Annotated in this window: 17 protein-coding genes; 10 read left to right on the forward strand and 7 right to left on the reverse strand. The window is 56.2% G+C overall.

The features are described 5' to 3' along the window. Positions 1–56: 56 nt before the first annotated feature. The 3 genes from AAAC48_RS01570 to AAAC48_RS01580 form a co-directional block, all read right to left on the reverse strand. The gene (locus tag AAAC48_RS01570; protein WP_340652486.1) at positions 57–848 is read right to left on the reverse strand and encodes a DsbA family protein; all 792 of its coding nucleotides are present in this window, start codon (positions 846–848) and stop codon (positions 57–59) included. 54 nt (positions 849–902) lie between these two features. Continuing rightward, entirely contained in the window at positions 903–2,330 is a 1,428-nt protein-coding gene (locus AAAC48_RS01575; protein ID WP_340652487.1) for a M48 family metalloprotease, read from the reverse strand. A gap of 155 nt (positions 2,331–2,485) precedes the next feature. After that, entirely contained in the window at positions 2,486–5,425 is a 2,940-nt protein-coding gene (locus AAAC48_RS01580) for an Rne/Rng family ribonuclease (protein WP_340652488.1), read from the reverse strand. Positions 5,426–6,092: 667 nt separating this feature from the next. Here AAAC48_RS01580 and AAAC48_RS01585 point away from each other — a divergent pair. The 3 genes from AAAC48_RS01585 (at position 6,093) to prfB (ending at position 11,307) form a co-directional block, all read left to right on the forward strand. Next, a complete protein-coding gene (locus AAAC48_RS01585) occupies positions 6,093–7,343 on the forward strand; it encodes an N-acetylmuramoyl-L-alanine amidase (RefSeq protein ID WP_340652489.1) in 1,251 nt (416 codons plus the stop codon). 273 nt (positions 7,344–7,616) lie between these two features. After that, positions 7,617–10,076 (forward strand): penicillin-binding protein 1A, encoded by a 2,460-nt coding sequence (locus AAAC48_RS01590; RefSeq protein ID WP_340652490.1) that lies wholly within the window; start codon positions 7,617–7,619, stop codon positions 10,074–10,076. A 102-nt stretch (positions 10,077–10,178) separates the two neighbouring features. Beyond that, a protein-coding gene (gene prfB, locus AAAC48_RS01595; protein WP_340652491.1) for a peptide chain release factor 2 occupies positions 10,179–11,307 on the forward strand; the annotation gives its coding sequence in 2 pieces (ribosomal slippage) (positions 10,179–10,247 and positions 10,249–11,307; 1,128 coding nt in all). 29 nt (positions 11,308–11,336) lie between these two features. Here prfB and AAAC48_RS01600 read toward each other — a convergent pair. Beyond that, positions 11,337–12,617 carry a M23 family metallopeptidase gene (locus AAAC48_RS01600; protein ID WP_340652492.1) on the reverse strand — a complete coding sequence of 427 codons (1,281 nt, stop codon included), beginning with the start codon at positions 12,615–12,617 and terminating at the stop codon, positions 11,337–11,339. Positions 12,618–12,733: 116 nt separating this feature from the next. After that, positions 12,734–13,201 (reverse strand): peroxiredoxin, encoded by a 468-nt coding sequence (locus AAAC48_RS01605; protein WP_340652493.1) that lies wholly within the window; start codon positions 13,199–13,201, stop codon positions 12,734–12,736. Positions 13,202–13,430: 229 nt separating this feature from the next. Here AAAC48_RS01605 and AAAC48_RS01610 point away from each other — a divergent pair, with 229 nt between their 5' ends. Next, positions 13,431–16,739 carry a DUF3971 domain-containing protein gene (locus AAAC48_RS01610; RefSeq protein ID WP_340652494.1) on the forward strand — a complete coding sequence of 1,103 codons (3,309 nt, stop codon included), beginning with the start codon at positions 13,431–13,433 and terminating at the stop codon, positions 16,737–16,739. A gap of 244 nt (positions 16,740–16,983) precedes the next feature. On the opposite strand, the gene tyrS is transcribed toward AAAC48_RS01610, so the two are convergent. Beyond that, entirely contained in the window at positions 16,984–18,237 is a 1,254-nt protein-coding gene (gene tyrS, locus AAAC48_RS01615; RefSeq protein ID WP_340652495.1) for a tyrosine--tRNA ligase, read from the reverse strand. Positions 18,238–18,337: 100 nt separating this feature from the next. Between tyrS and AAAC48_RS01620 the strand changes: the two genes are divergently transcribed. Continuing rightward, on the forward strand, positions 18,338–19,468 hold the full coding sequence (locus tag AAAC48_RS01620) for an anhydro-N-acetylmuramic acid kinase (RefSeq protein WP_340652496.1): 1,131 nt from the start codon (positions 18,338–18,340) through the stop codon (positions 19,466–19,468). Here the strand turns inward: AAAC48_RS01620 and AAAC48_RS01625 are convergent. After that, positions 19,465–20,139 carry an alpha/beta hydrolase gene (locus AAAC48_RS01625; RefSeq protein WP_340652497.1) on the reverse strand — a complete coding sequence of 225 codons (675 nt, stop codon included), beginning with the start codon at positions 20,137–20,139 and terminating at the stop codon, positions 19,465–19,467. The two genes, AAAC48_RS01620 and AAAC48_RS01625, sit on opposite strands and share 4 nt — an antisense overlap. Before the next feature lie 210 nt (positions 20,140–20,349). On the opposite strand from AAAC48_RS01625, the gene AAAC48_RS01630 reads away from it, so the two are divergent. From AAAC48_RS01630 to sufD, 5 genes are all read left to right on the forward strand, one after another. Beyond that, entirely contained in the window at positions 20,350–21,525 is a 1,176-nt protein-coding gene (locus AAAC48_RS01630; protein WP_340652498.1) for a cysteine desulfurase family protein, read from the forward strand. 168 nt (positions 21,526–21,693) lie between these two features. Beyond that, complete coding sequence (sufB, locus tag AAAC48_RS01635; RefSeq protein WP_340652499.1) at positions 21,694–23,220, forward strand: Fe-S cluster assembly protein SufB; 1,527 nt, start codon at positions 21,694–21,696, stop codon at positions 23,218–23,220. Then, positions 23,220–23,426 carry a hypothetical protein gene (locus AAAC48_RS01640; protein ID WP_340652500.1) on the forward strand — a complete coding sequence of 69 codons (207 nt, stop codon included), beginning with the start codon at positions 23,220–23,222 and terminating at the stop codon, positions 23,424–23,426. The genes sufB and AAAC48_RS01640 overlap by 1 nt, the downstream gene beginning before the upstream one ends. Before the next feature lie 91 nt (positions 23,427–23,517). Continuing rightward, positions 23,518–24,273, forward strand: coding sequence for a Fe-S cluster assembly ATPase SufC (gene sufC, locus AAAC48_RS01645; RefSeq protein WP_340652501.1), 756 nt, complete (start codon positions 23,518–23,520; stop codon positions 24,271–24,273). Between the two features lie 11 nt (positions 24,274–24,284). Next, positions 24,285–25,556, forward strand: coding sequence for a Fe-S cluster assembly protein SufD (gene sufD / locus AAAC48_RS01650; RefSeq protein WP_340652502.1), 1,272 nt, complete (start codon positions 24,285–24,287; stop codon positions 25,554–25,556). The last annotated feature ends 12 nt before the right edge of the window (positions 25,557–25,568 follow it).

A 25,568-nucleotide genomic window follows, 5' to 3' on the forward strand; every position in this document is an offset into this window, starting at 1 on the left:
GCTTGTCCACAAAGGGTTTTTGCAGGCAGACGTAAATATTCAGGTCTATTCCGGACCTATTTGTTGCGAATATGGCTGATCCTCTCGGCCAGGGCATCGGCCCCAAGCGCACCTGGAACGACTTCGTTGCCAACGACATAGGAGGGCGTGCCGGTAATGCTCAGGCTGTTGGCAAGTTCGTAATTGTCGTGGAAAACCTGAGAGATTTCGGGAGATTTCATTTTCTCGCGAACCTCAGTTTCATTTGCGCCAAGTTTGACAGCGATCGCCATGGCCGACGCTTCAGTTGCGCGCCCTTCACCGCCCAGGAGATCGCGGTGGAACTCAAGATATTTCTCCGGCATCAGCGCCTTGAACGCCTTGGCAACGATATGGGCCCGGGTTGAATCGGCCCCGAGGATCGGGAATTCCTTCATCACGAAACGCAGGTTTGGATCGCTCTGCAAGAGTGCGTCCATGTCGGGCAATGCCTTTTTGCAATAGCCGCAATTGTAGTCGAAAAACTCGACGATGGTCACGTCACCGTTCGGATTGCCAAAGACAGCGTCGCTTGGCGACTGAAAGATCTTGTCCTTGTTTTCGCTGATGACTTGCGTCGAAGCTTCCTTCTGGGCCGCCTCCTGCTTGGCATTGAGTGCAGTCTGAACTTCGATCATGACCTCGGGATTGTTGATGAGGTAGTTTCTGACAATCCCTTCAATTTCCGCGCGGTCGGTGGTCGACGCAGTGATTGTGGACATATCAGGCGCTGCCCTTACCATGTCGGTCCGGCCCGCTTGATAACCGAGAGCGAGGGCGGCGATGCCAACGAGACTGGCGGCTGCACCAACCAGGGCGACTTTTGTCATAGTGAACTGTCCTTTTTCGAATTCTGTTCTGCAAAGGATGCGGGTATCCGCATCTCATTTGCGCTTGGCACTGATAATGTCCTGAGCTTGTATCCATTCGGGCGTACCGCTTTTCAAGCCGCGCTGAGCGCGAGTTGCAAAGATTTGCGCTTCCTGGATTTTGCCAGAATAGTATTTTTCCTCGGCGCTGGCGAGGTCGGAGCGGACCATATCTCCCATTTGGCCATAGGCCTGGGCCAGATAGCCGTAACCAGCCGGTGACTCGCGGTCGCGGCCGATACTGGCCTTGATCTCGTCAATGGACATCTTGAGGTTTGCCGGCGTGCCCGTCAGCATCAGTGCCCGGCCATAACTCATGCGGATCAGGCCGGACTTGCGCGGATCGAGCGCGCTGGCCTTTTGAAAGGCATTCGCCGCATCCTGCGCCTTGTTTTGTTTCAGGAGAATTTCCCCTCGAATTTCCTGGAAATAGGGGTTCTTCGGCTGCTCTTTTATGAGTGCATCGATTTTTGACAATGCGGATTGCGACGAGCCATTGAGATAGGTCGCGATGGCGTCGCCGTAGCGCGCGCCGATATTTTTCGGGTCTTTACGGAATGTTTGCATCACACTCGCACCACTGCCCGTATAGGCTGCGATCTTGCCGCGCATCAGATCGTGACGCTGTTGGAGGGCAGGGCTGTCCGTTTTGTCAAAATACCGGCTTGCCCGCGCCAGGGTCTCGAGATTGGCGATACGTTCACGCGGCATCGGGTGGCTGATCCGATAAGGATCCATTCGCGTGCCTGTCAGCGACAATGCGTTGGAGAAACGCTCGAACGTCGTTAGCATGCCCTTGACAGACTGACCGGTGCTTGCGAGATAAGTAACGGCGGAACGGTCCGCCGCCATTTCTTCCGTACGCTGATAATTGAGGAGACTGCGCATGGCGACTTCGGGCGCTCCCATGGCAACGCCCATACCTGCTTGCGATAGTCCCTTTGCCCCAGCCGCAGCGCCTCCGACCACGGCGCCCATGCCAATCAAGCTCGCTACAACGGCCATCGTCTTTGCATTGGCGATCTGTTCGCGGAGCTGAAATTGATGTCCGCCAGCAAGATGACCGGTCTCGTGCGCAAGAACGCCGATGATTTCGTTGGGCGTTTCGGCTTGAAGCAATGCACCGGTGTTTATGAAAATCCGCCTTCCGTCGACGAAGGCATTGAAACTCGGGTTGTTGACCAGGACAATCTTGATCGCATGTTTGCCAAGACCCGCCGCGTTGATGATCGGCGTAGCATAGTCGGTAACCAGGGCTTCGATTTCGGCGTCGCGAACAATCGGAACCGATGAAGACTGGGCATTCGCGACGGCCGTCTGCGCGATGCCCAGCGTACCTGCGGTGAGCATGACGAGCGCTCCGCGCGCAATGGCAGTGATCGATTGACGTGAAATGAGCTGTCGGACTGTCATCATGGTCTCATTGGTATCGAAATCAGCCATCGAAAGAAAGAGAGCCCCGCGATACTCCCCACTTTGTGAAAGGCCAGCCTATTCTGGCAATTCTGCGGCACTCCGATGTACAAACAGATTTCCATAAAGAAGAACCGGCAATGATGCCGGTTCCTCAACATGTTCAATTGTGGTGTCTTTAAAGCTTAAAAGAAACCTTTCTTTTGCCACCATCCACGCTTGGGCGCCGGTTCGCCTTCTTTCTTGTCCTTGACGGTAGAGGATGTGACGACCACAGGCTTACTTTCCTCGACCTTCTTCTGTTCAGGTGCAGCAATTGGTTCCGGCGTGGGCTCCGGTTGTACTTGCACTGGCGTGGTGACAGTGGCTTCAACGGCCTCTTCGGAAACGACCTCGACTACTTCTACCTTTTTCGCCGTCTTGCGCGGCGCGCGCTTCGGCTTGGCAGGTGCTTCTGCAACAGCTTCCGCTGGCGCTTCAACGGCGGCGACATCGGTAGCTTCCGTTGCAGCCTTGGCGCGGGATTTGCGCTTGGCCGGCTTCTTTGCCGCCACTTCCGCGACAGGAGCGGCCTCGTCGGCAACGGGTATTTCGACTGCAACAGGAGGTGTCGATGCAGCCTCGGCTTCATCCGCGACCGTTTCAACGGTCTTCGGCTTGGCGAAATCAGGCAACGGGATCGATACGAACACCGGCTCGGCGTCAGGGACTAACTTGGCGACTACACGGCTATCGACGTCTTCACCCTCGCGCTTGTTCTTACGACCGCCCCGGCGGCCCCGGCGCCGCTTCTTCCGCCGTTCGTTTTCTTCCTCACGCGCCTTGGTAGCAGCAGCATCTTCACCTGCCACAGGTGGCTGGTCGGCGTCGTCTGCGTCATCATTATCGCTGCGTACCGTCTGGCCATGCTCGGCAGCCGCTGATTCCTGCCGATCGCGACCGCCACGCCGGCGCCGCTTGCGCCGGCGCTTGCGTGACGCGTCGTCATTGTCGGCGCTTCGAACGGTCTCACCCGTCTGCACTTCAGCAGTCTCGTCGTCCGTATCGTCGATGACAGGATCGGTTTCATCGAAATCATCGGCAATGCCGAGGGTAGGCGTCTCGGTCAGCGGTAAAATCGGACCAAGCGCTATGGAGCCCTTGTCGATGGCAAAGTGCTGGGCACCGACACTATCGTCAGCCTCGATGCTGATTGTCAGGCCAAAGCGTGCCTCAAGATCTGCCAGATTCTGGCGCTTGTGATTGAGAACATAAAGAGCGGTCGCCACCGTGGTGCGAACGATGATGTTGTTCTGCGAATGACGGAGCAGATACTCTTCGATCGACCGCATGACATGCAGAGCAATCGAGGAGGCGGAGCGGACATGTCCCGTGCCGCCGCACATCGCGCAAACCTGCGTCGTGCTTTCAAGGACACTGGCGCGGATGCGCTGGCGTGACATTTCAAGGAGACCGAAATGCGAGATCCGCCCGACCTGGATGCGGGCGCGATCATCCTTGAGACAATCCTTCATGCGCTTTTCGACCGCACGGTTGTTGCGGTTCTCTTCCATGTCGATGAAATCGATGACGATGAGACCGGCAAGATCGCGCAGACGCAGCTGTCGCGCAACTTCTTCCGCTGCTTCAAGGTTGGTCTGCAACGCAGTGTCTTCGATGGAATGCTCGCGGGTCGAGCGGCCGGAGTTCACGTCGATGGCCACCAGCGCTTCGGTCTGGTTGATGATGATATAGCCGCCGGATTTTAGCGTGACCTGCGGCTGCAGCATGCGATCCAGCTGCGCTTCAATGCCGTTGCGGGCGAAGATTGGTGTCGGCTCACGGTAAGGCTGCACGACTTTGGCATGGCTCGGCATGAGCATACGCATGAAATCCTTGGCCTCGCGATAGCCATTCTCACCGGCAACCAGAATCTCGGTGATGTCCTTGTTGTACAGATCGCGGATAGACCGCTTGATCAGGCTACCTTCCTCGTAGACCAGCGTCGGCGCAGACGAGGCGAGGGTGAGGTTGCGTACATTCTCCCACAGACGCATCAAATATTCATAGTCGCGCTTGACTTCCGGCTTGGTGCGGTTGGCACCGGCGGTGCGCAGGATGACGCCCATGCCTTTCGGCACCTCAAGGTCCTTGACGATATCCTTGAGACGTTTGCGATCCTGAATACTGGTGATCTTGCGCGAAATGCCACCGCCACGCGCAGTATTGGGCATCAATACGGAATAACGGCCGGCGAGCGACAGGTAGGTGGTGAGAGCTGCACCCTTGTTGCCGCGTTCTTCCTTGACCACCTGCACGAGCAGTATCTGCCGGCGCTTGATGACGTCCTGGATATTGTACTGACGGCGCTGGAAGCGCTGATGCGTTGGAACTTCTTCCATGGCATCTTCGGCGCCCACCGACTCGACTTCATCGAGTTCGTCATGCGCATCGTCCTTGTCTTCATTCGACCTATGCCTGGACTTCCTGACATGCCCTTCGCCCACATCAAACACGGGTCTTTCGACGGCGTCGCTATCGGAGGCATCATCCGCGTCGACGGTAACGGCTTCCGAGATCACATCTGCGTCGATCGAAGCGGCGAGGATCTGACCACTGCTCTCCTCGGATGAGCTGTCATTGGCCGATTCGTCCGAAGCTGCATATTCCGCGGCCTCGTGATTTTCACTGGACTGATCGGTGTTGGCGTTTTCCTCATCGGAAGCGTCGAGCTTTGCCGCATCGTCATTTTGACGCGGGCCGCGACGGCCGCGACGGCGATTGCGCGAACTGCGATCGTTGCGATCACGGCTGCGCTGTTCGCTCGCGTGTTCTTCATGATCTTCATCCTGACTGGCGGCTTCCGCCTCGGCCTCGATCAGCGCCTGACGATCAGCAACCGGGATCTGGTAGTAATCCGGATGAATTTCGCTGAATGCGAGAAAGCCGTGGCGATTGCCACCGTATTCCACGAATGCAGCCTGAAGAGATGGTTCTACACGTGTGACACGCGCCAGATAGATATTGCCTTTGATTTGTTTCTTGTGTTCCGATTCAAAGTCAAATTCTTCAATCCGGTTGCCGCGAACCACGACAACCCGTGTTTCCTCCTGGTGGGAGGCGTCGATTAGCATTTTGTCCGACATTATAATTCTTCTCCCCGGCCGAAATGCCGTCAACGCCGGACAGCCAGGACACCCTCACGGTTCCTGGAGCCGCGTCTTCGTATTTGCCGGATTTATTAAAGTTCGCAGAAACAGACAGACACGGCATCGCGCGGAGCTGCCCTCGGGCAGCCGCGGCTTGCAAGCCGGTTATAGTCACGTCTGTATTAAACATTCCTGTTCCTGACGAAACGACCTCACGAATGGCACGCTTGTCTGCTGTGCCGACTGTTAAATACCCTCGAAAGGGCTGGCTCGACGCGCCTTGTCTGCGCGATCTGCCGTTCACAAAAGCGCTGCCGGCAATCCCTGTCTGCTCGCGCTAAATTCTTTATCGGTTACCCACAACGAAGCCTCGCCATCGCCGCTCCATGTCCGCGTCCTCATTGTCAACCGGTCGTTTGCCGTGACATCGAAGAGCCTGATTCCGGAGAGCGGAAAGTAACCCACCTTTGCTTTTAGGAGTTGTGTCGCGTAATGACAAGGCCTTCTTCATAATCGTGTCATCGACGCGACCGGCACATAAGTCTGGATAAGACATTATTAACCATGGTTCCTTACCTAATAGTCACAGATAGTATGTCGTGAGCAGAGTGCCAATAGGTCCTCGGTCTGATACAAAGTGTCCATGCGGGAACTGCCTGCCCGGATGGCATCGATCGACAAAGAGGTTAACGTGATCTGTCGAATATTCATGGCTGCAATCTTCGGCCTACTTGCAGTTGTACAGGCTGAGAGGTCTGTTCACGCGGCAGAAGATCTTGCAGCTCTGACCTATCAGGCAGCTGGCGACGAATTGCGAACACGCATTGTCATCAATTTTGATCATGAGCCCGATGTGTCGACAATGCTGCTCGGAGATCCGCACCGCCTGGCGATCGATCTCCCAAAAACCGTTTTTGCCTTTGATAAGAAGTCAGTCGAACCGCGCGGCCTTATCACGGATGTACGCTATGGCATGATCGACGATGCGCGCTCGCGCCTGATCTTCACGCTGAAGGGGCCCTTCGAGGTTGAGCGGCTGGAGGTAATCAAGAACGACACCAGTCCCGGATACAGGCTTGTGGCCGATCTCGTCTCGTCATCGGACCGGAAGTTCGCCGATGCCTTGAAAAACCAGAACCAGACGACTGCTTCGACGGTTGCAGCGCCGAAGGGTGATCGAATCGCGAATGCAGCGCCTGATGAAGTCAGCAAGGCGCCAAAACCCTTTACCGTTGTCGTTGACGCTGGGCATGGCGGTATCGACAGTGGTGCGGAAAGCGCAAGCGGCAGCCTTGAAAAGAATGTCACACTGATGTTTGCGCAGCAGCTGCGCGATGAACTTGGCAAGCTGCCGGGTATCCGTGTCGAGATGACCCGCAACGACGATACATTCTTGCGGCTATCGGAGCGGGTGCGAATCGCCCGGCAATATGAGGCAGATCTCTTCATCTCGATTCATGCCGATACGATCAATCGGGGGAGTATTCGCGGCGCGACCGTCTATACTGTCTCCGACAAGGCCTCGGATGCGGATTCACGAGCCATGGCGGATCGCGAGAATCGTGCCGATGCGGTCGCTGGTATCAGTTTCGATAATGAAACTCCGGAGATCGCAGATATCCTCATGGATCTGACGCGCCGTGAGACGCACACATTCTCCTTGAGTTTCGCCAAGACCGTGGTGAAATCGCTCATAAAAGATGTCAATATGATCAATAATCCACACCGGTTTGCAGGTTTCCAGGTGCTGCGTGCACCGGATGTGCCGTCCGTGCTGGTTGAAATCGGCTATCTTTCCAACCAGGACGATGAGAAACTGATGCTCGATCCCGTATGGCGGAGCCATGTCGCGGAACGGCTTGCGACGGCCGTTGGTGAATTTGCCAGCATGAAGACGGCGGGTGCGTTAAACTGAATATTTATGCACGTTAAGGTTGTGCAAAAGAATCACACGCCTGTGCGTTGCCGAAACTCCACATTTGGTATTTAAATTGTGAAGGGAAACGGGTTTTCCTTGCCTTTGTCACATTTGTCGCCCAATTGCATCGGGCTTTCGGCATTGCGCAAAGCGATTGCCGGACCGGGAAAGCCACTCAAGGTTTGGTCTGTCCCGCATCGCAATCTGCATGGATCGAGAGCATGCATTGATTTTATACATGCCAACAGGTGAAATGGGTTCCGGATACAAATGATACGCTTGATCGGATATTTTTTCGGAATTGGCACCGTGATGGCGTTGCTGGCAGCGGGCGCGGCTGCGCTCTACGTCGTCAATATTTCCAAGGATCTGCCTGACTACGAGGTTCTGGCGAAGTATGAACCGCCGGTCATGACGCGTGTTCATTCGGCCGATGGCGAACTGATGGCAGAATTTGCGCGCGAACGCCGGCTCTATCTTCCTATTCAGGCTGTACCCGACCGGGTCAAGGCCGCATTTATTTCCGCAGAAGACAAGAATTTCTACCAGCATCCGGGCGTCGACATTGGTGGTCTTTTCCGCGCGGTCATAACCAATATCCAGAATTGGGGTTCACGCCGTCCGGTGGGTGCCTCGACTATTACCCAGCAGGTGGCGAAGAACTTCCTGTTGAGCAACGACCAGACCATTGGACGCAAGGTCAAGGAAGCGATTCTTTCCTTCCGTATCGAGCAGGCTTATTCCAAAGACCGCATTCTCGAACTCTACCTCAATGAAATCTTTTTCGGTCTGAACTCCTATGGCATTGCCGGAGCAGCGCTGACCTATTTTAACAAGTCAGTCAATGAATTGACGGTTGCCGAGGCTGCCTATCTTGCCGCGCTTCCCAAGGGGCCTTCCAACTACCACCCATTCCGTCAGCCGGAACGGGCGGTGGAACGCCGCAACTGGGTGATCGATCGCATGGCTGAAAACGGCTATGTGACTTTGGAGGAGGCGAAGGAAGCGAAGGCTGAGCCTCTGGGCGTAACGCCGCGTCGCACTGGCAACTATCTCTTCGCGTCGGAATATTTTGCCGAGGAAGTGCGCCGCCAGATCATTGCCCGCTACGGCGAGAATGCCCTTTATGAAGGCGGACTATCAGTTCGCACGACGCTTGACCCGAAATTACAGGTTATGGCTCGTGCAGCATTGCAGCATGGCCTTTTCAAATATGATGAAGCACGCGGCTACCGCGGTGCCTACAAGACAATTTCGACGAACGGCGACTGGGGCATTCCGCTCTCAGAAATCAAAGCGTTTTCCGACGTTCCGGATTGGCAACTGGCAGTTGTCCTTGAGGTCAACCCGCAACAGGCCATCATTGGTCTGCAACCGGAGAGGGACGCTTCTGACAAGACTGTCAGCGAGCGCAAGAAGGGCACGATTGATGCTGCCGATGTGAAGTGGGCGTTCCGCCTGCTCAGCGCTGAAAAGCGCACCAGTGCCAAGTCACTTGAAGGCGTGTTCAATGTCGGCGACGTAATCTTCGTCCAGAAGAAGGAAGGCAGCGATACGGCCTTTGATCTGCACCAGGTGCCGAAGATCGAAGGCGGTGCGGTTGCCATGGATCCGCATACGGGACGTGTGCTGGCAATGGTTGGCGGCTTCTCCTTTGCTGAATCGGAATTCAACCGTGCAACGCAGGCAATGCGCCAGCCGGGTTCGTCCTTCAAACCGTTCGTCTATTCTGCAGCGCTCGACAATGGCTATACGCCGGCCTCCGTTGTACTCGATGGCCCGATCTCCATCGACCAGGGCGGCAGTCTTGGTGTCTGGGCACCGAAGAACTACGGTGGGAAATTCGCCGGTCCATCAACACTGCGCTACGGTATCGAGCAGTCCCGCAACCTGATGACGGTGCGGCTTGCCCAGGACATGGGGATGAAGCTTGTTGCCGAATATGCAGAACGTTTCGGTATCTATGACAAGATGCTGCCGGTGCTCGCCATGGCGCTTGGGTCAGGCGAGACGACGGTTCTGCGCATGGTCACCGGCTATTCGATCATTGCAAATGGCGGCCGCAAGATAACCCCGTCGATGATTGACCGCATCCAGGACCGGTATGGCAAGACGATCTTCAAGCATGACGAGCGCAAGTGCGAGAATTGCTCGGCCACCGAATGGAAAGACCAGGGCGAACCTGAACTCATCGATGATCGTGATCAGGTGCTTGATCCGATGACGGCCTACCAGATCACTTCAATGATGGAAGGTGTCGTTCAGCGTGGTACGGCGACGATCCTGAAGAGCCTCAACCGTCCGATCGCCGGCAAGACTGGCACCACCAACGATGAGAAGGACGCCTGGTTCATCGGTTTCACGCCCGATCTCGTCTTTGGTTTGTACCTTGGTTACGATACGCCAGCGCCGATGGGCCACGGATTTACAGGTAGCGGCCTTGCTGCACCGGTGTTCAAGGATTTTGCCGAAGCAGCGCTTGCGGGCCAGCGTTCCGTTGATTTCCGTGTGCCTGAGGGCATGACGGTGCTTCCCATCGACCGCAAGACAGGTATGCGTGCCTCGCCCGGCGGACCGAATGTGATCATGGAAGCGTTCAAGCCGGGCACCGGCCCAGCCGACAGCTACTCCGTCATTGGCATGGATACGTTCTCGGAAGGAGCGCCTGTTAGCGTGCAATCCCCCAACGTCAATCGCGCAATTCAGGGTGGTGGCGGCGGCCTGTTTTAACCACTATTCGCGAAGGCCTGAAGGCTTTACATCGCGCGGACCAGTCAATATGGTCCGCCGAAATTTGAGAACCATAAAAAGACAAGAAGGAACGGACAGCCAATGCGGGCCGAAATTGAGACGCTGGTCGACGAGATCAAGCAGGCCATAAGCCTGCTGAGGAGGCATCTTTGACTGGGATACGTCAATCAAACGCCTGGGCTATCTGAACCAGCTCGCCGAAGATCCATCTCTCTGGAACGATGCGCAGGAAGCGCAAAAGCTGATGCGCGAGCGCCAGCAGCTGGAAGATGGAATCAATTCGCTCCGCACCCTGACCCAGTCTCTGGAAGACAACATCGAACTCATCGCCATGGGCGAGGAGGAGGATGACAAGTCAATCGTCGCTGAGGCGGAAGAGGCGATTCGCGCCATCAAGCAGGAAGTCGATCGCCGTCAGATCGATACGCTGCTTTCCGGCGAAGCGGATGCAAATGACACCTATCTAGAAGTGCATTCGGGTGCTGGCGGTACGGAAAGCCAGGATTGGGCGTCGATGCTCCTGCGCATGTATACGCGCTGGGCCGAGCGCAAGGGCATGAAGGTCGAACTGCTCGAAGTGCATTACGGCGAAGAAGCAGGCATTAAATCGGCGACAATTCTCGTCAAGGGACACAATGCCTATGGCCTTTTGAAGACGGAGTCCGGGGTGCATCGCCTGGTGCGTATTTCTCCATATGATTCAAACGCGCGCCGGCATACCTCGTTTTCGAGTATCTGGGTCTACCCGGTTGTTGACGACAATATCGACATTGCGGTGACGGAAGCGGATGTCCGTATCGATACCTATCGTGCCTCGGGTGCGGGTGGTCAGCACGTCAACACAACCGACTCGGCCGTGCGTATCACCCACATCGCAACTGGCATCGTCGTGCAGTGTCAGGCGGAGCGCTCACAGCACAAGAACCGCGCAACGGCCTGGTCGATGCTGCGTGCCCGTCTCTATGAGGCGGAGCTGGAAAAGCGCGAACAGGCGGCAGACGCAATTTCTGCATCCAAGACCGACATCGGCTGGGGACACCAGATCCGCTCCTATGTGTTGCAACCCTATCAGCTGGTGAAGGATTTGCGCACAGGCGTCGAGAGTACGAGCCCTCAAGATGTGCTCGACGGTGATGTCGACATGTTTATGGAGGCAGCGCTTGCCCACCGCGTGCATGGTTCGGACATGGAAGTGGAAGATATCGCCTGATTTCAGGTAATGTCTTCCATCGATGGTCCCTAAAGCTCCGCAGCGATTTGCCGGCCAATCGTCAGGAAGCCGACCGGATTGATTGCATTGCCGTTCTTGCGAACTTCGTAATGCAGGTGAGGGCCGGTGGAGCGCCCGGTACTGCCGACCCTGCCGAGGACATCACCTGCCTTGACCTGCTGACCGACGCTGACGAGGATCTGGCTCATATGGCCATAGCGTGTTGAAAGACCGTTGCCGTGGTCTACCTCTACCATGTTGCCATAGCCGCCATTGTAGTCAGCCGCCGTAACGGTGCCATTGGCCGTGGCCAGCACCAAGCTTCCGGAAATAGCGCGAAAATCCATTCCCGAATGGAAGGCCATCAGACCGAGAAGCGGGTCTTTCCGCACGCCGAAAGGGCTCGATACCGGCATGCCAGGCGCGGGATTAGCGATCGGGATAGCCTTGGCAAGAGCTTTGGCACTCTCAAGCTTTGACAAAGCTTCATCAAGATCAGCGAGTTTGGTGTCGAAGCCGGAGGTCGGGTTGGTACTCGCCAGGAGCAAGGGGCCGCCAGTACCAGCCTTGTCATCATCAATAACCGGTTTGACGCCGGTCGCGGCCAGCGCCTCCATGATCTTGTCGGCACTTTCATAGGCAGTGTTCGACAATGTTTGGATCTGCTTGGATTGCCGAGCCTCGATGTCGGCCAAGGAGTGGTCAACGGAATCCAGGAGTTCAGCCTTGTCGACACCGGTCTTTGCCTTGTCATTGTGCGGGGCGGGCTTGCGTGTTGATGTTGTCGGTCCCGTGATGATCGGATCGATGCCGTAGAAGCCATCCGCATCTTCCGATTTTACGACATCCTCTCCATCGCGATCCATGACCAGGTTGGTACTTGCCTCGGTCTGCGACGCGGTTCCGGCGTGTTCGGCACGCTGGAGAACCGGGGCAAGCCTGTCATGCCGCTCACTCAAGGCTTTTTGCCGCTGAATGAGTTCAGCGACTTTCCCATCCATCATTTTCTGGTCGAGCAATTGGCGGCTTGTGACTCGGTCAAGTTGCGTACGGAGCGCAGCAATGCGGTCCTCGTAGGCCTGCTGTAGGCGGGCCTGCCGGGCAACGCTACCGCTGATGAGGTCATCACGGAACACCAAATAGGAAGTCGCCAGCAGGTAACTGCCCACAAGACCAAGCGCGATCGTGCTGCCGAGAAGCGCGGCCCATGGTCGAACCGTGAAATGACGGATCGTTTCGCCCCGCGCAATGATGATCGTGTGGGGTTCGTTCGTGCTGCCGAAGATGCTGGAATTCTTGACCTTCTTCATTGCGGCTATGCCCGTCGATTTGCAGCTTCATTTCATGGAAACATTACACTCTGTTATGGTTAACAAACCCTGACAGGGGCAGTGCGTTTCGCCCGAATTCAGTTGAAATGTGCAAATCAAAGAGCCTTGGCAGCTTCCAGCACTTCGGCTGCGTGTCCCGGAACTTTGACCTTGTTCCAGATTTTCGCGATCTTACCGTCCGAATCGATAAGGAAGGTCGTTCGCTCCACGCCCATGTATTTGCGGCCGTACATGCTCTTTTCGACCCAAAGCCCATAGGATTCGATGATGGCCTTGTCTTCATCGGCGACGAGGTCAACTTTCAGATCATGCTTGGTCTTGAACTTGTCGTGCTTCTTGACGGGATCCGGCGACATGCCGATGACTTTTGCACCAAGCTTTTCAAATTGCGGCCTGAGTCCCGAAAATTCGATCGCTTCCTGTGTGCAGCCGCTCGTATCGTCCTTCGGGTAGAAATAGAGGATGACAGGATTTCCCCGCAGTCCCGACAGGGTGATTGTGCCGCCGCCATCGCGGGGCAGGGTGAAATCCGGAGCGTTGCTACCGATATTCAAAGCCGTCATAGGAATGCCTTTCTTTTCATTATTGAATGCGCGCCTCAGTTACGCAACTATAGAGAGGCACGGGAATCGTCTACGGTTTCCCAATTGATTCCTCAATTGGCTTGGGAATTTGACAGAGAAACCGGAAAGAGTCCGTTTTACAAAGCGCGACTTCACAAAATTGCACCAATACCCCTCCGCTTGCGAGCAAGGCCAGGTTCCCGTTGTGGTGCCGAGAAGGCGTTCCCGTGTGCATCTGGCCGCAGGCGCAACCTGTTCGTTCCTGATACTGATTGCCGTTCTTGCCGGCATTGCCTTCGTGGTTCTGCGCGTTGGTATTGGAGGCGAGGCGCTGACCCAGCGAGCGCAATTGGCACTCAAGACAGTCCTTGGACCGGAAGCTGACGCGACCATCCAGTCGGCGCAGATATCCCTCGACAAGCGCCGTCATGTCGCGCTTGAGGCGCGGAACGTCAATATTGCCGATAGCAAGCGGGGCATCGAGATCAACGACGTCCGTTCCGTACGCATCGGCCTTGCCACGCTGCCGCTCCTGCAAGGAGATGTGCGGGTGCAACGCCTCGAACTTGACGGCGCACATATAAAGGTGACGTCAAAAGTACCTTTCGATTTTATGGCATTGGTACCACTGGATGACCGCGGTCTGGTCAATCTCGATGGCGCAACCGATGTGATCTTCGCTGGACTTGAAAATGCGGTCTCGCTGCTCGATCAGCGCGAGACACGCGATATCACGATTGCCGATACGTCATTTGATTTCACGATTGCCGGCGCGCCGGAGCAGTTGCGAATTGTCAATCTGGACCTTTCTGAAACTGGCGGACCGGTAGCCATCAAGGGCACGCTCGAGTGGCGTGGCAAACAAGTCGAAGTTGCCGCACAAGCCAAACGTTCGGCGGTTGGTGCGAAGATCGACGCGTTTTCGTTGAAAATCAGCAAGATTCCGCTAAGCGGCAAGTTTGGCCAAGCGCCGGTTCCTGATGTGGATGGTATCAAGCCGGATGGCGCCTACCTTGCCTATGACAATCTGGCGCAGGTGAAACTGGACGGAACAGCAGCCACCGCAACCGAGCCGGCGCACATATCAGGTGCGATAAACGTCGGCGAAGGGCCGGTCACCATCGGCAACGTTGATGATATGGCGGTGGAATCGCAGATCAATTTCGAACATGTGTCGGGCACCGACAAGGTCGAGATCAAACCATCCAACATCCATTTCGGTGCTTTCAAAGGTGTTATCGAAGGGGCGGTCGGCCCGGAACCACGCCCCAGCGATGCCGTTGCGCCGGCTAACCCCGGTTACCGTTTTGAGTTGATCACGCAGCAGGCAAGCTCGGCTCCGAAAGATTCAACCGAACCGCCTGTTCCATTCAATGCGCGGGTGGCCGGACGGTACGACCCGACGCAGAAACAGCTCGATGTTTCCGAGATCGCCGTGCGCACCAATGGCGAAAGTGAACTCTATGGTCAGGCCGGTGCGACCTTTGGCAAAGGATCACCAGCCATGACGCTGGCGTTGCGGATTCCGCAGATGCCGGTCGCCCATGCCAAACAGCTGTGGCCGATCTGGGTTGCCACAGGTGCCCGGCGCTGGGTGCTCGAAAACTTGTTTGGCGGTACTGCAAGGGACAGTCGGATCGATGTGATGTTTCCTGCGGGCCGTTTTGATGGTCCCGGAAAACCGCCTCCGCTAAAGCCCGATGAGGTTCAGGTTGATTTTGCCGTTGAAAATTCGCGTTTTGACATCGTTGGTGACTTGCCACCTGTTCGCAATGCTGCCGGTAAGATCAGTGTGCGCGGCGCCTATACCACAATCAAGCTCGAAAGGGGCTCATCGTTCACCCCAAACAATCGTGAAGCGCGAATAGTCGACGGGAAGCTGATTATTCCGTGGGGACCGCAACGGCCAGTTCTGTCCGAACTCGACCTTAATATCGAGGGCGATGCTTCGGCGGTGGCCGAAATTATCGGCTTCAAGCCGATCAACGGTCTGAAAAACCTTCCATTTGCTCCGGAGGATATCAAGGGCAATGTGAAAACACATGTGCTGGTGACATTCCCGGTGACGCGCCATTCACCGGACGGCAGTTTGAAATGGTCGGCAGAAATGGCGCTGTCAAATGTTTCGATCGCCAAGAAGATTGATGGACAGACAATCTCCGATGCCGACGGGACTTTGTTCGTTACGGAAGACGAAGCTCGCATCGACGCCAATGCGCGGCTTAATGGCATCCCGGCGGAAGTGAAGCTGTTTGAGCCGCTAGGAAACAACACGGCGAACCGCGAACAGAGTGTGACGTTGCAACTCGACGACAAGACCCGCAACGCACTGTTTCCAGCACTCGACCCGCTGCTTTCCGGCCCGATTTCGATCGACATCGGTAAAGCCCCTGATGGCTCGCGGCTTGCCACAGCTGATTTGACGAAGGCGGAAATCAAATTGGCTCAATTGGGCTGGACCAAAGGGGCAGGCGTCAAGGCGAGCGCCAAATTCGGGCTGCAGCAAGACGGAGACAACGTCACAATCAAGGATCTGGACGTATCGGGGGACACATTCCGCCTGCGCGGCGACGTGAAGGTTGTGAATGGTGATCTGGCGTCCGCCGATTTCAGCAATGTGAAGCTTAATCGCGGTGACGATATTGCGGTAAAGGTGGCCCGAACCAAGTACGGCTATCGTGTCGATGTGAACGGCACATCCTTCGATGCACGCCCTTTGCTCAACCAGATAACGGACAAAAAACAGAAAGGTGCTGACAGCGATAGCAAACAGCGTGTGCTCGTCAACGCAGATATAGGCGAGGTGGCGGGTTTCTATTCAGAGAGCCTCCGCAATGTTTCGCTCTCCTATGAGGGGGTAGGCTCGAATGTTTCCGGTCTTGCCTTCAACGCGATAACAAAATCCGGGCAAAAGGCGATTGCCACGGATAGTTCCGAAAGCGGTGCGCGGTCGATCAGCCTCCAGTCAAAAGATGCCGGTGCTGTGCTGCGTTTCTTCGGCTTCTACGACAAGATGTCGGGCGGCAGCATCAGTGTCGCGCTGGATTCCAAAGGCGACGGCCCCTTGCGTGGCCAGGTCGATGCCCAGGATTTCACGCTCATCAATGAGCCGCGGCTTGCCAAACTCGTTTCCACTTCGCCCAACGGCACAAGTCTGAACGATGCCGTGCAGAAGAATATCGATGTTTCGACAGTGACGTTCGATCGCGGCTTCTCGCAGATCGAAAAGGGATCGAACTACATCAATCTCGCCAACGGCGTCATTCGCGGTTCGACCATCGGCACGACCTTCCAGGGAGTGCTCAGCGACCCGCAAGGCAATATGTCACTGACCGGCACGTTCATGCCGGCCTATGGCCTCAACAGCATGTTAAGCGACCTGCCCATACTTGGACTGTTCCTCGGCAATGGCCGGGATCGCGGGCTGATCGGCATCACCTACAAATTGCAGGGCCCGCTGAAACAACCACAGATCATCGTCAACCCGATCTCGGTTATCGCGCCCGGTATTTTCCGCTCGATCTTCGAGTTTAAATAAGAAAGAACGCCCTGGTTATCTCCCCCCTGGGGGGAGGAGAAAGGATTTTCTTGGATTTAACTCTTGCTAAATCCTTAGAAGAGAGGAGAGTTTGCCGTGGATTTGAATCCCCTCTCTTGCGATTTCTAGCACTTAGTTAGCAAGGGCTAAGATGTTGACATCGCTTTCTCTCCCGCAAGAGGAGAGATCACCGGCATCTGCTGTCGGCGTCTTACGAGAACGTTTCAAGTGGCCTCAGGTCGACTTAAGCGGGGCGAACCAATATGTGCTTCTTCTTGCCGAGCGATAGCTTGATCACGCCGTCTGCGGTGATCTCTGACGTTCCGATCTGCGCTCGTTCGTCAGAGATGCTGGCATCGTTCACACGCACCGCACCGCCCTGGATATGGCGGCGCGCTTCGCCGTTCGATCCGGCAAGGCCCGCCTTGACGAGAAGCGTCAATATGCCGATACCCGCTTCGAGTTCGCTGCTGGCGATCTCGACGGATGGCAGATTGGTCGCCAGGGCTCCTTCTTCGAAGGTTTTGCGCGCGGTTTCCGCTGCTTCTTCAGCCGCTTGACGCCCGTGAAGCAATGCGGTGATCTCCGTCGCAAGGACCTTCTTGGTCTCGTTGATTTCCGCGCCGCCCAGGGAGGCCAGCCGTGCGATCTCGTCGAGGGGCAATGTCGTGTAGAGCTTCAGGAAGCGCTCAACATCGGCATCTTCGGTGTTGCGCCAGTATTGCCAGAAATCATAAGGGCTCAGCAAATCGGCATTCAGCCAGATCGCTCCGTTCAATGACTTGCCCATCTTGGCGCCGGACGAGGTGGTCAGCAGCGGCGAGGTGAGGGCGTAGAGCTGCGGCCTCCCGAGGCGATGGCCAAGGTCGATACCATTGACGATATTGCCCCACTGGTCCGATCCGCCCATCTGCAGGCGCAGGCCATAGCGCTTGTTCAGCTCAACGAAATCATAGGCCTGCAGGATCATGTAGTTGAATTCGAGGAAGGACAGCGACTGTTCCCGGTCGAGCCGTTGCTTGACGCTATCGAAGGAAAGCATGCGGTTGACCGAGAAATGCTGACCGACATCGCGCAGGAATTCGAGGTAGTTCAGCGGCAACAGCCATTCGGCATTGTTGACCATCAGCGCCTCCTTCGGCCCATTGCCAAAGTTGAGGTAGTTGGAGAAAACCCGCTTGATGCCATCGATATTGCTCTGGATGGTTTCCGGCGTCATCAGTTTGCGTGCTTCGTCCTTGAAGGACGGATCACCGACCATACCGGTGCCACCGCCCATCAGCGCGACAGGGCGATGACCGGTCTGCTGCATCCAGTAGAGCATCATAATCTGCAACAGGCTGCCGGCATGCAAGCTCGACGCTGTCGGATCAAAGCCGATATAGGCTGACACGGTTTCCCTGGCGAAGAGCGCATCCAGACCCGCATCGTCGGAGGTCTGATGGATGAAGCCGCGCGTGGAAAGCGTGTGCAGAAATTCGGATTTGAAGGCAGACATCTTGGGTTTTCCTGATTGAATCAACTGGCACAAAGGGTGTGCCTTATAAGACGGTGCCGTTTAACATCATTCTCTATCGAATCACAAGAAAGGCAGTGTCTTGGCAGCGATACGGCGTGCAATCGGCCTGATGAGCGGAACGTCCATGGATGGAATCGACGTCGCCCTCATTGAAACCGATGGTGGAATCAAGGTGCGGCGCGGCCCTTCCGACTTCGTGCCCTATGAAACTGCGTTTCGGCGCCAGATCGAAGTCGGTCTGGAGCATGCGAAATCGATCCAGACCAAAGACCAGCGCCCCGGTGCGCTTTCAGCGGTTGAAAAGGAACTGACAAAACGCCACGGCGACGCCGTGCTCAGGTTCCTGTCTCATCACAAGATAAGTAAGGAAACTGTTGATATTATTGGCTTTCATGGCCAGACGGTCCTGCACAGACCTCTGAATGGCCTGACTGTGCAACTCGGCGACGGCAGGATGCTGGCTGAGATGACCGGTGTTCCGGTCGTCTATGACATGCGGGCCAATGACATGGTGCATGGCGGGCAGGGTGCACCTTTAGTGCCTGCCTACCATCAGGCGCTCGCTGCACGCGTTCCGGCCGAACTCAGCAAGGGAAAGCCTGTCGTCTTCGTCAATATTGGGGGCATTTCCAATATCACGATCATTTCGAAAAACGGCGATCCGATTGCGTTCGATACCGGACCGGGTAACACGCTGATCGACCAATGGGTCTCGGACAAGGCGGGAATCGCCTACGACGCTGGCGGTTCGATCGCGAGTGAAGGACAGGTCATCGCCAATGTGGTAAGCCGCTACTTGGCGAAGCCATTCTTTGATCTGAAACCGCCGAAATCGCTGGATCGCAATGATTTCACGCTGGCCGATCTCGGCGATCTCGAACTTGCCGATGGCGCGCGCACGCTGGTACGGGTTACGGCCGACGCGATCCTGAAAGCCAATGCTTATGCGCCGGAAAAACCGTCGCTCTGGATCATTTGTGGTGGCGGACGCAAGAATGCGACGATCATGGCCGATCTTGCGGAGGGCGCTACAAACACCAAGGCAAAAGTCGTTGTCGCGGAAGATCTGGGATTCGATGGCGATTCGATGGAGGCAGAAGCCTGGGCCTATCTCGCCGTGCGGGCACTGGATGGATTGCCATTGACCTGGCCGACCACCACCGGCTGCGACGCCCCCGTTTCCGGGGGCGTGCTGGTGAGGCCGACTTAGCGCAGGCGCTTCGGCTTGGCTTCCACCAGTTCGCCATTGAGGCGGCGGTCGAGATAGTCGGAGCATTCGGCAATGACTTCGTCAGTCATGCCGGAGAAGAAGTGGTTGGCACCGACCATCGTCTTTTGTGTGATGGTGATACCCTTTTGCGTCTTCAGCTTGTCCACCAGACCCTGTACGTCCTTGGGTGGCGCGACCTTGTCCTGATCGCCGTGGATTATGAGACCGGAAGAAGGACAAGGGGCGAGGAAGGAAAAATCATAGGTGTTTGGCTGTGGCGCAACGGAGATGAAGCCTTCGATCTCGGGGCGGCGCATCAGGAGTTGCATGCCGATCCAGGCGCCGAAGGAATAGCCAGCCACCCAGCAGGTCTTGGAATCCGGGTGAAGCGACTGCACCCAGTCGAGCGCGCCGGCTGCATCTGACAATTCGCCTGAACCATGATCGAACTCGCCCTGACTGCGGCCAATGCCACGGAAGTTGAACCGCAATGTCGTAAAGCCGCGCTGCTGGAACATGTAGAACAGATCGTAGACGATCTTGTTGTTCATGGTGCCGCCAAATTGTGGGTGCGGATGGAGAATGATGGCAATCGGCGCATTTTTTTCCATTGAAGGCTGATATCGGCCCTCAAGACGTCCCGCTGGTCCATTGAAAATAACTTCAGGCATGTATACTCCACTCTTCGCGCCATGGGGCTCTTCTCGACACGCCGGGCTTGACGGCAATCAACAGCGCCCATAAAACCAGTTTAGAACCGTTCAAAACTGGTATAGAATTTTATCTCGGAACGGCTTAATAGGCTGGTCCGAGGCCGAATTTCAAGAAAATTGCGCTTTTTGAAAGCGCAGAATTCAAATGAACAGGAATCTGGACAAGGCATGGCCCGTAATCGCGCCTATTTGGACTACAATGCAAGTGCGCCGCTGATCCCGGCAGCGCGCGACGCGGTAGTCCATGCGCTCAAGCAGACCGGCAATCCATCATCCGTTCATCAGGAAGGCCGTGCCACAAAGGCAATTCTTGAAGCAGCGCGCCGCGATGTGGCTGCGCTTGTCAATGCCAAGCCTGATCATGTGGTGTTTACGTCGGGTGCGACGGAGGCTGCTTCGACCCTGTTGACCCCGCATTATGTGATGGGGCGGGCGCCGATGCGACTGTCGCGGCTCTATGTCAGTGCGAGCGAACATCCTTGCATGCTTGCTGGCGGACAGTTTTCTGCTGAGAAGATCGAGAAAGTGCCGGTGGATGGCAATGGCTTGCTCGATCTTGAGCATTTGCGCGCGCTTCTTGCCGCTCATGACCGCAGCGGAGGCCTGCCACTGGTCGCTGTGCAGGCAGCGAACAATGAGACGGGTATTGTACAGCCGATCGCGGTAATTGGTGCGCTCGTGAAGGAGTTCGGCGGGCTTTTCGTGGTCGATTCGGTTCAGGCGGCGGGACGGATTCCCGTCGATATTACAACGTGTTACGCCGACTATCTTATCCTGTCTTCGCACAAGATCGGCGGACCGAAGGGCGTTGGTGCATTTGTCGCTTTTTCCGATCTTGTTATGCCAAAGGCGCTTATTCGTGGCGGCGGACAGGAAAAAGGCCATCGCGCCGGCACGGAAGCGCTGCCGGTGGTTGCCGGTTTCGGTGCGGCTGCGCGCGTGGCAAGCGAACGCCTGAAATCGGGCGGCTGGCCAATACGCAACCGCGAGACGATTGAACGTGGCATTCGGGCTATCGCGTCGGATGCCATTATCTATGGCGAGACCGTTGAGCGCCTGCCGAACACGACATTTTTCTCGCTGGCGAAAATGAAGGCAGAAACAGTGCAAATTGCTTTCGATCTTGCTGGAATTGCGCTATCGGCAGGTTCTGCCTGTTCTTCTGGGAAAGTTGGCCCGAGCCATGTGCTTGCGGCGATGGGATATGGCGATGGAATGGGAGGTCTGCGGGTCTCCACAGCACCGGAAACCAGTGAGGAAGACATCGCACTTTTGCTCGATGCGCTGAAAAATATCGTCGCTCGTCGCGATCGGTCGAAGCCGGCTGCGGCCGATGCGGCGTAGAGAATTTCGATTATCGGCAGGTTATAGCCGTTAATTTTAAAAAATCCGGTGAATACCGGTGTTAAATCGTGCAATTGCACATTACATAGAAGGCAAATATTCAAGACGACATACGCCTTGACGTTTGCAACTGCGGGGCCTTGACCCCCGCGAGGATGGAGAACGCCAATGCCTGCCGTGCAGGAAACTATTGATCGCGTCCGTACGCTGGAGTTGGACCAGTACAAATATGGCTTTGAAACGCTTATCGAAATGGATAAGGCGCCGAAGGGCCTGAATGAAGATATCATTCGCTTTATCTCTGCCAAGAAGAACGAGCCGGAATGGATGCTGGAATGGCGTCTGAAGGCTTATGAACGCTGGTTGACAATGGAAGAACCCACATGGGCGCGCGTGAGTTATCCGAAGATCGACTTTCAGGACATGGTCTACTTTGCTGGGCCGAAGAACCAGACAGGTCCGTCTTCGCTTGCTGATGTGGATCCGGAACTGCTGCGCACCTATGAGAAGCTTGGAATTCCGCTGAAAGAGCAGGAAATCCTCGCTGGCGTACGCAAGACCGGCGAACTGAGCCCCTCGGACGAGGAAGAAGTCAGCGACAATGTCTACAAGTCGGGCCGCGTCGCGGTCGATGCCGTGTTCGACAGTGTCTCGGTCGTCACGACGTTCAAGGCGGAACTGGCAAAAGCCGGTGTCATCTTCTGCTCGATTTCGGAAGCGATCCGCGAACATCCCGAACTGGTGCAGAAGTACCTTGCATCGGTTGTTCCGGTCTCGGACAATTTCTATGCGACGCTGAATTCGGCTGTCTTTACCGACGGTTCGTTTGTCTATGTGCCCAAGGGCGTACGCTGCCCGATGGAGCTGTCCACCTATTTCCGCATCAATGAGCGGGATACAGGCCAGTTTGAACGGACACTGATCATCGCCGAAGAAGGCGCCTATGTGTCCTATCTCGAAGGTTGCACTGCCCCGCAGCGTGACGAAAACCAGCTGCATGCAGCTGTCGTTGAACTGATTGCGCTCGATGATGCCGAGATCAAGTATTCGACCGTGCAGAACTGGTTCCCTGGCGACGCGGAAGGCAAGGGCGGCATATACAACTTCGTCACCAAGCGAGGCGATTGCCGCGGCGTCAATTCCAAGATCTCCTGGACGCAGGTCGAGACCGGTTCGGCCATCACGTGGAAATACCCGTCGGTTATCCTGCGCGGTGACAATTCACGCGGCGAGTTCTATTCGATCGCCGTTTCGAATGGCCATCAGCAGATCGATAGCGGCACCAAGATGCTGCACCTCGGCAAGAACACGTCGAGCCGCATCATCTCCAAGGGTATTTCGGCAGGTAAGTCGAACAACACCTATCGCGGTAAGGTTTCGGCGCATCGCAAGGCCGAGAACGCCCGCAACTTCACCCAGTGCGACTCGCTGCTGATTGGCAATGATTGCGGCGCGCATACTGTGCCCTACATCGAGGCGAAGAACGCCACCGCGCAGTTCGAGCATGAGGCGACCACGTCGAAGATATCGGAAGACGCGCTGTTCTATGTGATGCAGCGCGGTATCCCGGAAGAAGAGGCGATTGCGCTCATCGTCAATGGCTTCGTAAAGGAAGTCATTCAGGAATTGCCGATGGAATTTGCCGTTGAAGCACAAAAACTGATCGGCATCAGCCTTGAAGGGAGCGTCGGGTAGTGGCTCCAGTCACGAAGGAAGAACTCGACAGACTTCGCCGGCGCTATCAGGAGCTGGGCGAAGTTATTGAGGACCTTACGGATACGTTGGGCCATGCTTCCTCTGCGTCAGAAAGAGTCCTCGAACCAGAGCTGATAAGGGCCCGCAAGGAACTCTCTTCGGTGGTCGAGCGGCTCAAGAGCCTGAGCGGCGAGAGTTCATCATAATTTGGATGGCATCTGGTCATCCATCGACAGGATCACGGTTTATCATTGGGATCGCCAAGGCTGATCCCGCGGAATTGAAAAAGGTAGTATAATGCTGGAAATCAGAAACCTTCATGCGAAGATCGCAGATACGGACACGGAGATCATTCGTGGCCTGAACCTTTCGGTCAAGGCTGGCGAAGTTGCGGCGATCATGGGACCGAACGGTTCCGGCAAATCGACCCTGTCCTATATCCTCGCGGGCCGCGAAGACTACGTGGTCACCGAAGGCGACATTCTCTACAACGGCCAATCCATTCTCGAGCTCGACCCGTCCGAGCGCGCCGCCAAGGGCATTTTCCTGGCATTCCAGTATCCGATGGAAATACCGGGCGTTGCGACGATGGAATTCCTGAAAGTGGCAATGAACTCACAACGCAAGGCGCGCGGTGAAGAGCCGCTGAAGATTCCGGACTTTCTGGGCCGCGTGAAGACGGCAGCGAGCTCGCTGGACATGGATATTGCCATGCTCAAGCGTCCGCTTAATGTCGGTTTCTCCGGCGGTGAGAAGAAGCGTGCGGAAATCCTGCAGATGAAGCTGCTGGAGCCAAAACTTTGTGTTCTTGACGAGACTGATTCAGGCCTCGATATCGACGCGCTGAAGATCGTTGCCGACGGTGTCAATGCGTTGCGCTCGCCGGATCGCGCCGTGGTCGTCATCACCCACTATCAGCGCCTGCTCGACTATATTGTGCCGGATAGCGTGCATGTTCTCTACAAGGGCCAGGTGATCAAGTCTGGCGACAAGGATCTTGCGCTCCAGCTCGAAGAGAATGGCTATGCCGATATTATCGGTGAGGCAGCCTGAGGAGCGACGTCATGAATGTTCATACAGGACGCCAGCCCACTGCCGCTGAATCGGCGTTGGTCGACTCATTCGTCGACCGGATGGGCGAACTGCCCGGTGATGGCGAGATCGCCAGTGCGCGCGACAACGCTATCGAAGCCTTGAAGACGCTGGGCCTGCCGTCGCGCCACGTCGAGGCGTGGCACTATACCGACCTGCGCACATTGCTGCGTAATGTTGCCGCTTATGACGAAACGGCTGGAACCAATGCCTTGCCGCCGGTTATTGCCGGTTCTGCAGTGGCTACCGTTTCCAATGGTGTGGCTCTTACGGCACCACGCGTTGAAGGCGTTGAATTCACGAAATTCAGCGAAAAGCTGAGCAATGGTTCAGTGATCAGCCAGCTTGCCATTCGTGATGGCGACGATGCGATCGGCCAGATCAATGCAGCCTATGTCACGGATGGCTGGGCAGTAACGTTTGCCGACGGTCTCGAGCTGGAAGCACCGCTCGAACTACAGAACGCGCAGGTGCGCGGGCAGGGGCATGTGCGTTTTCCGGTCAAGTTCGGCAAGGGCGTCAAGGCAACGATCATCGAACGCCAGACCGGCGGCGAGGGCGAAGGATTTTCGACGAGTGTCAGCAATGTAACGATTGCTGATAATGCGGAAATCACCTGGATCATCCTGCGCGAGCACGGCGTTGAAGCCACGCAGCTGGCACAGTTCATCGCAACGCTAGGCGCCAATGCCAGATTGACGCTCTATGTTGTCAATGCTGGTGGCAAGCTCGTCCGGCAGGAAGTGCATGTGCTGGCGAAGGGCGAGGGTTCCGACTTCCAGTTGCGCGGCGTCAATCTGCTCGGCGGCGACAGCCACACGGACGTAACAATGACACTCGGCCACCTGGTCGAGAACACGACATCGCTGCAGATCATTCGCAATGTGGTGACAGACCGGGCACGCGGTGTGTTCCAGGGACAGATCAAGGTCAACAAGATCGCCCAGAAGACCGACGCGCGCATGGCTTGCAACACGCTTTTGCTTTCCGACGATGGCGAATTCGATGCCAAACCTGAGCTGGAAATCTTTGCCGATGATGTGGCCTGCGGTCACGGTGCGACGGTTACCGAGATCGACGGCAACCACCTGTTCTATCTGCGGGCGCGCGGCATTCCGGAGAACGAAGCACGCGGTCTCTTGATCAAAGCGTTCGTTGCCGAGATCGTCGAAGAACTGGAAAACGAGCCACTGGTCGAGGCGCTTGAAGCCATCCTCGAGAAATGGCTCGCCGCACACGTCTGATCGTTTGAATGC

The sequence above is a fragment of the Phyllobacterium sp. genome, assembly GCF_037994405.1.
In the GTDB taxonomy this organism is placed as follows: Bacteria; Pseudomonadota; Alphaproteobacteria; order Rhizobiales; family Rhizobiaceae; genus Phyllobacterium.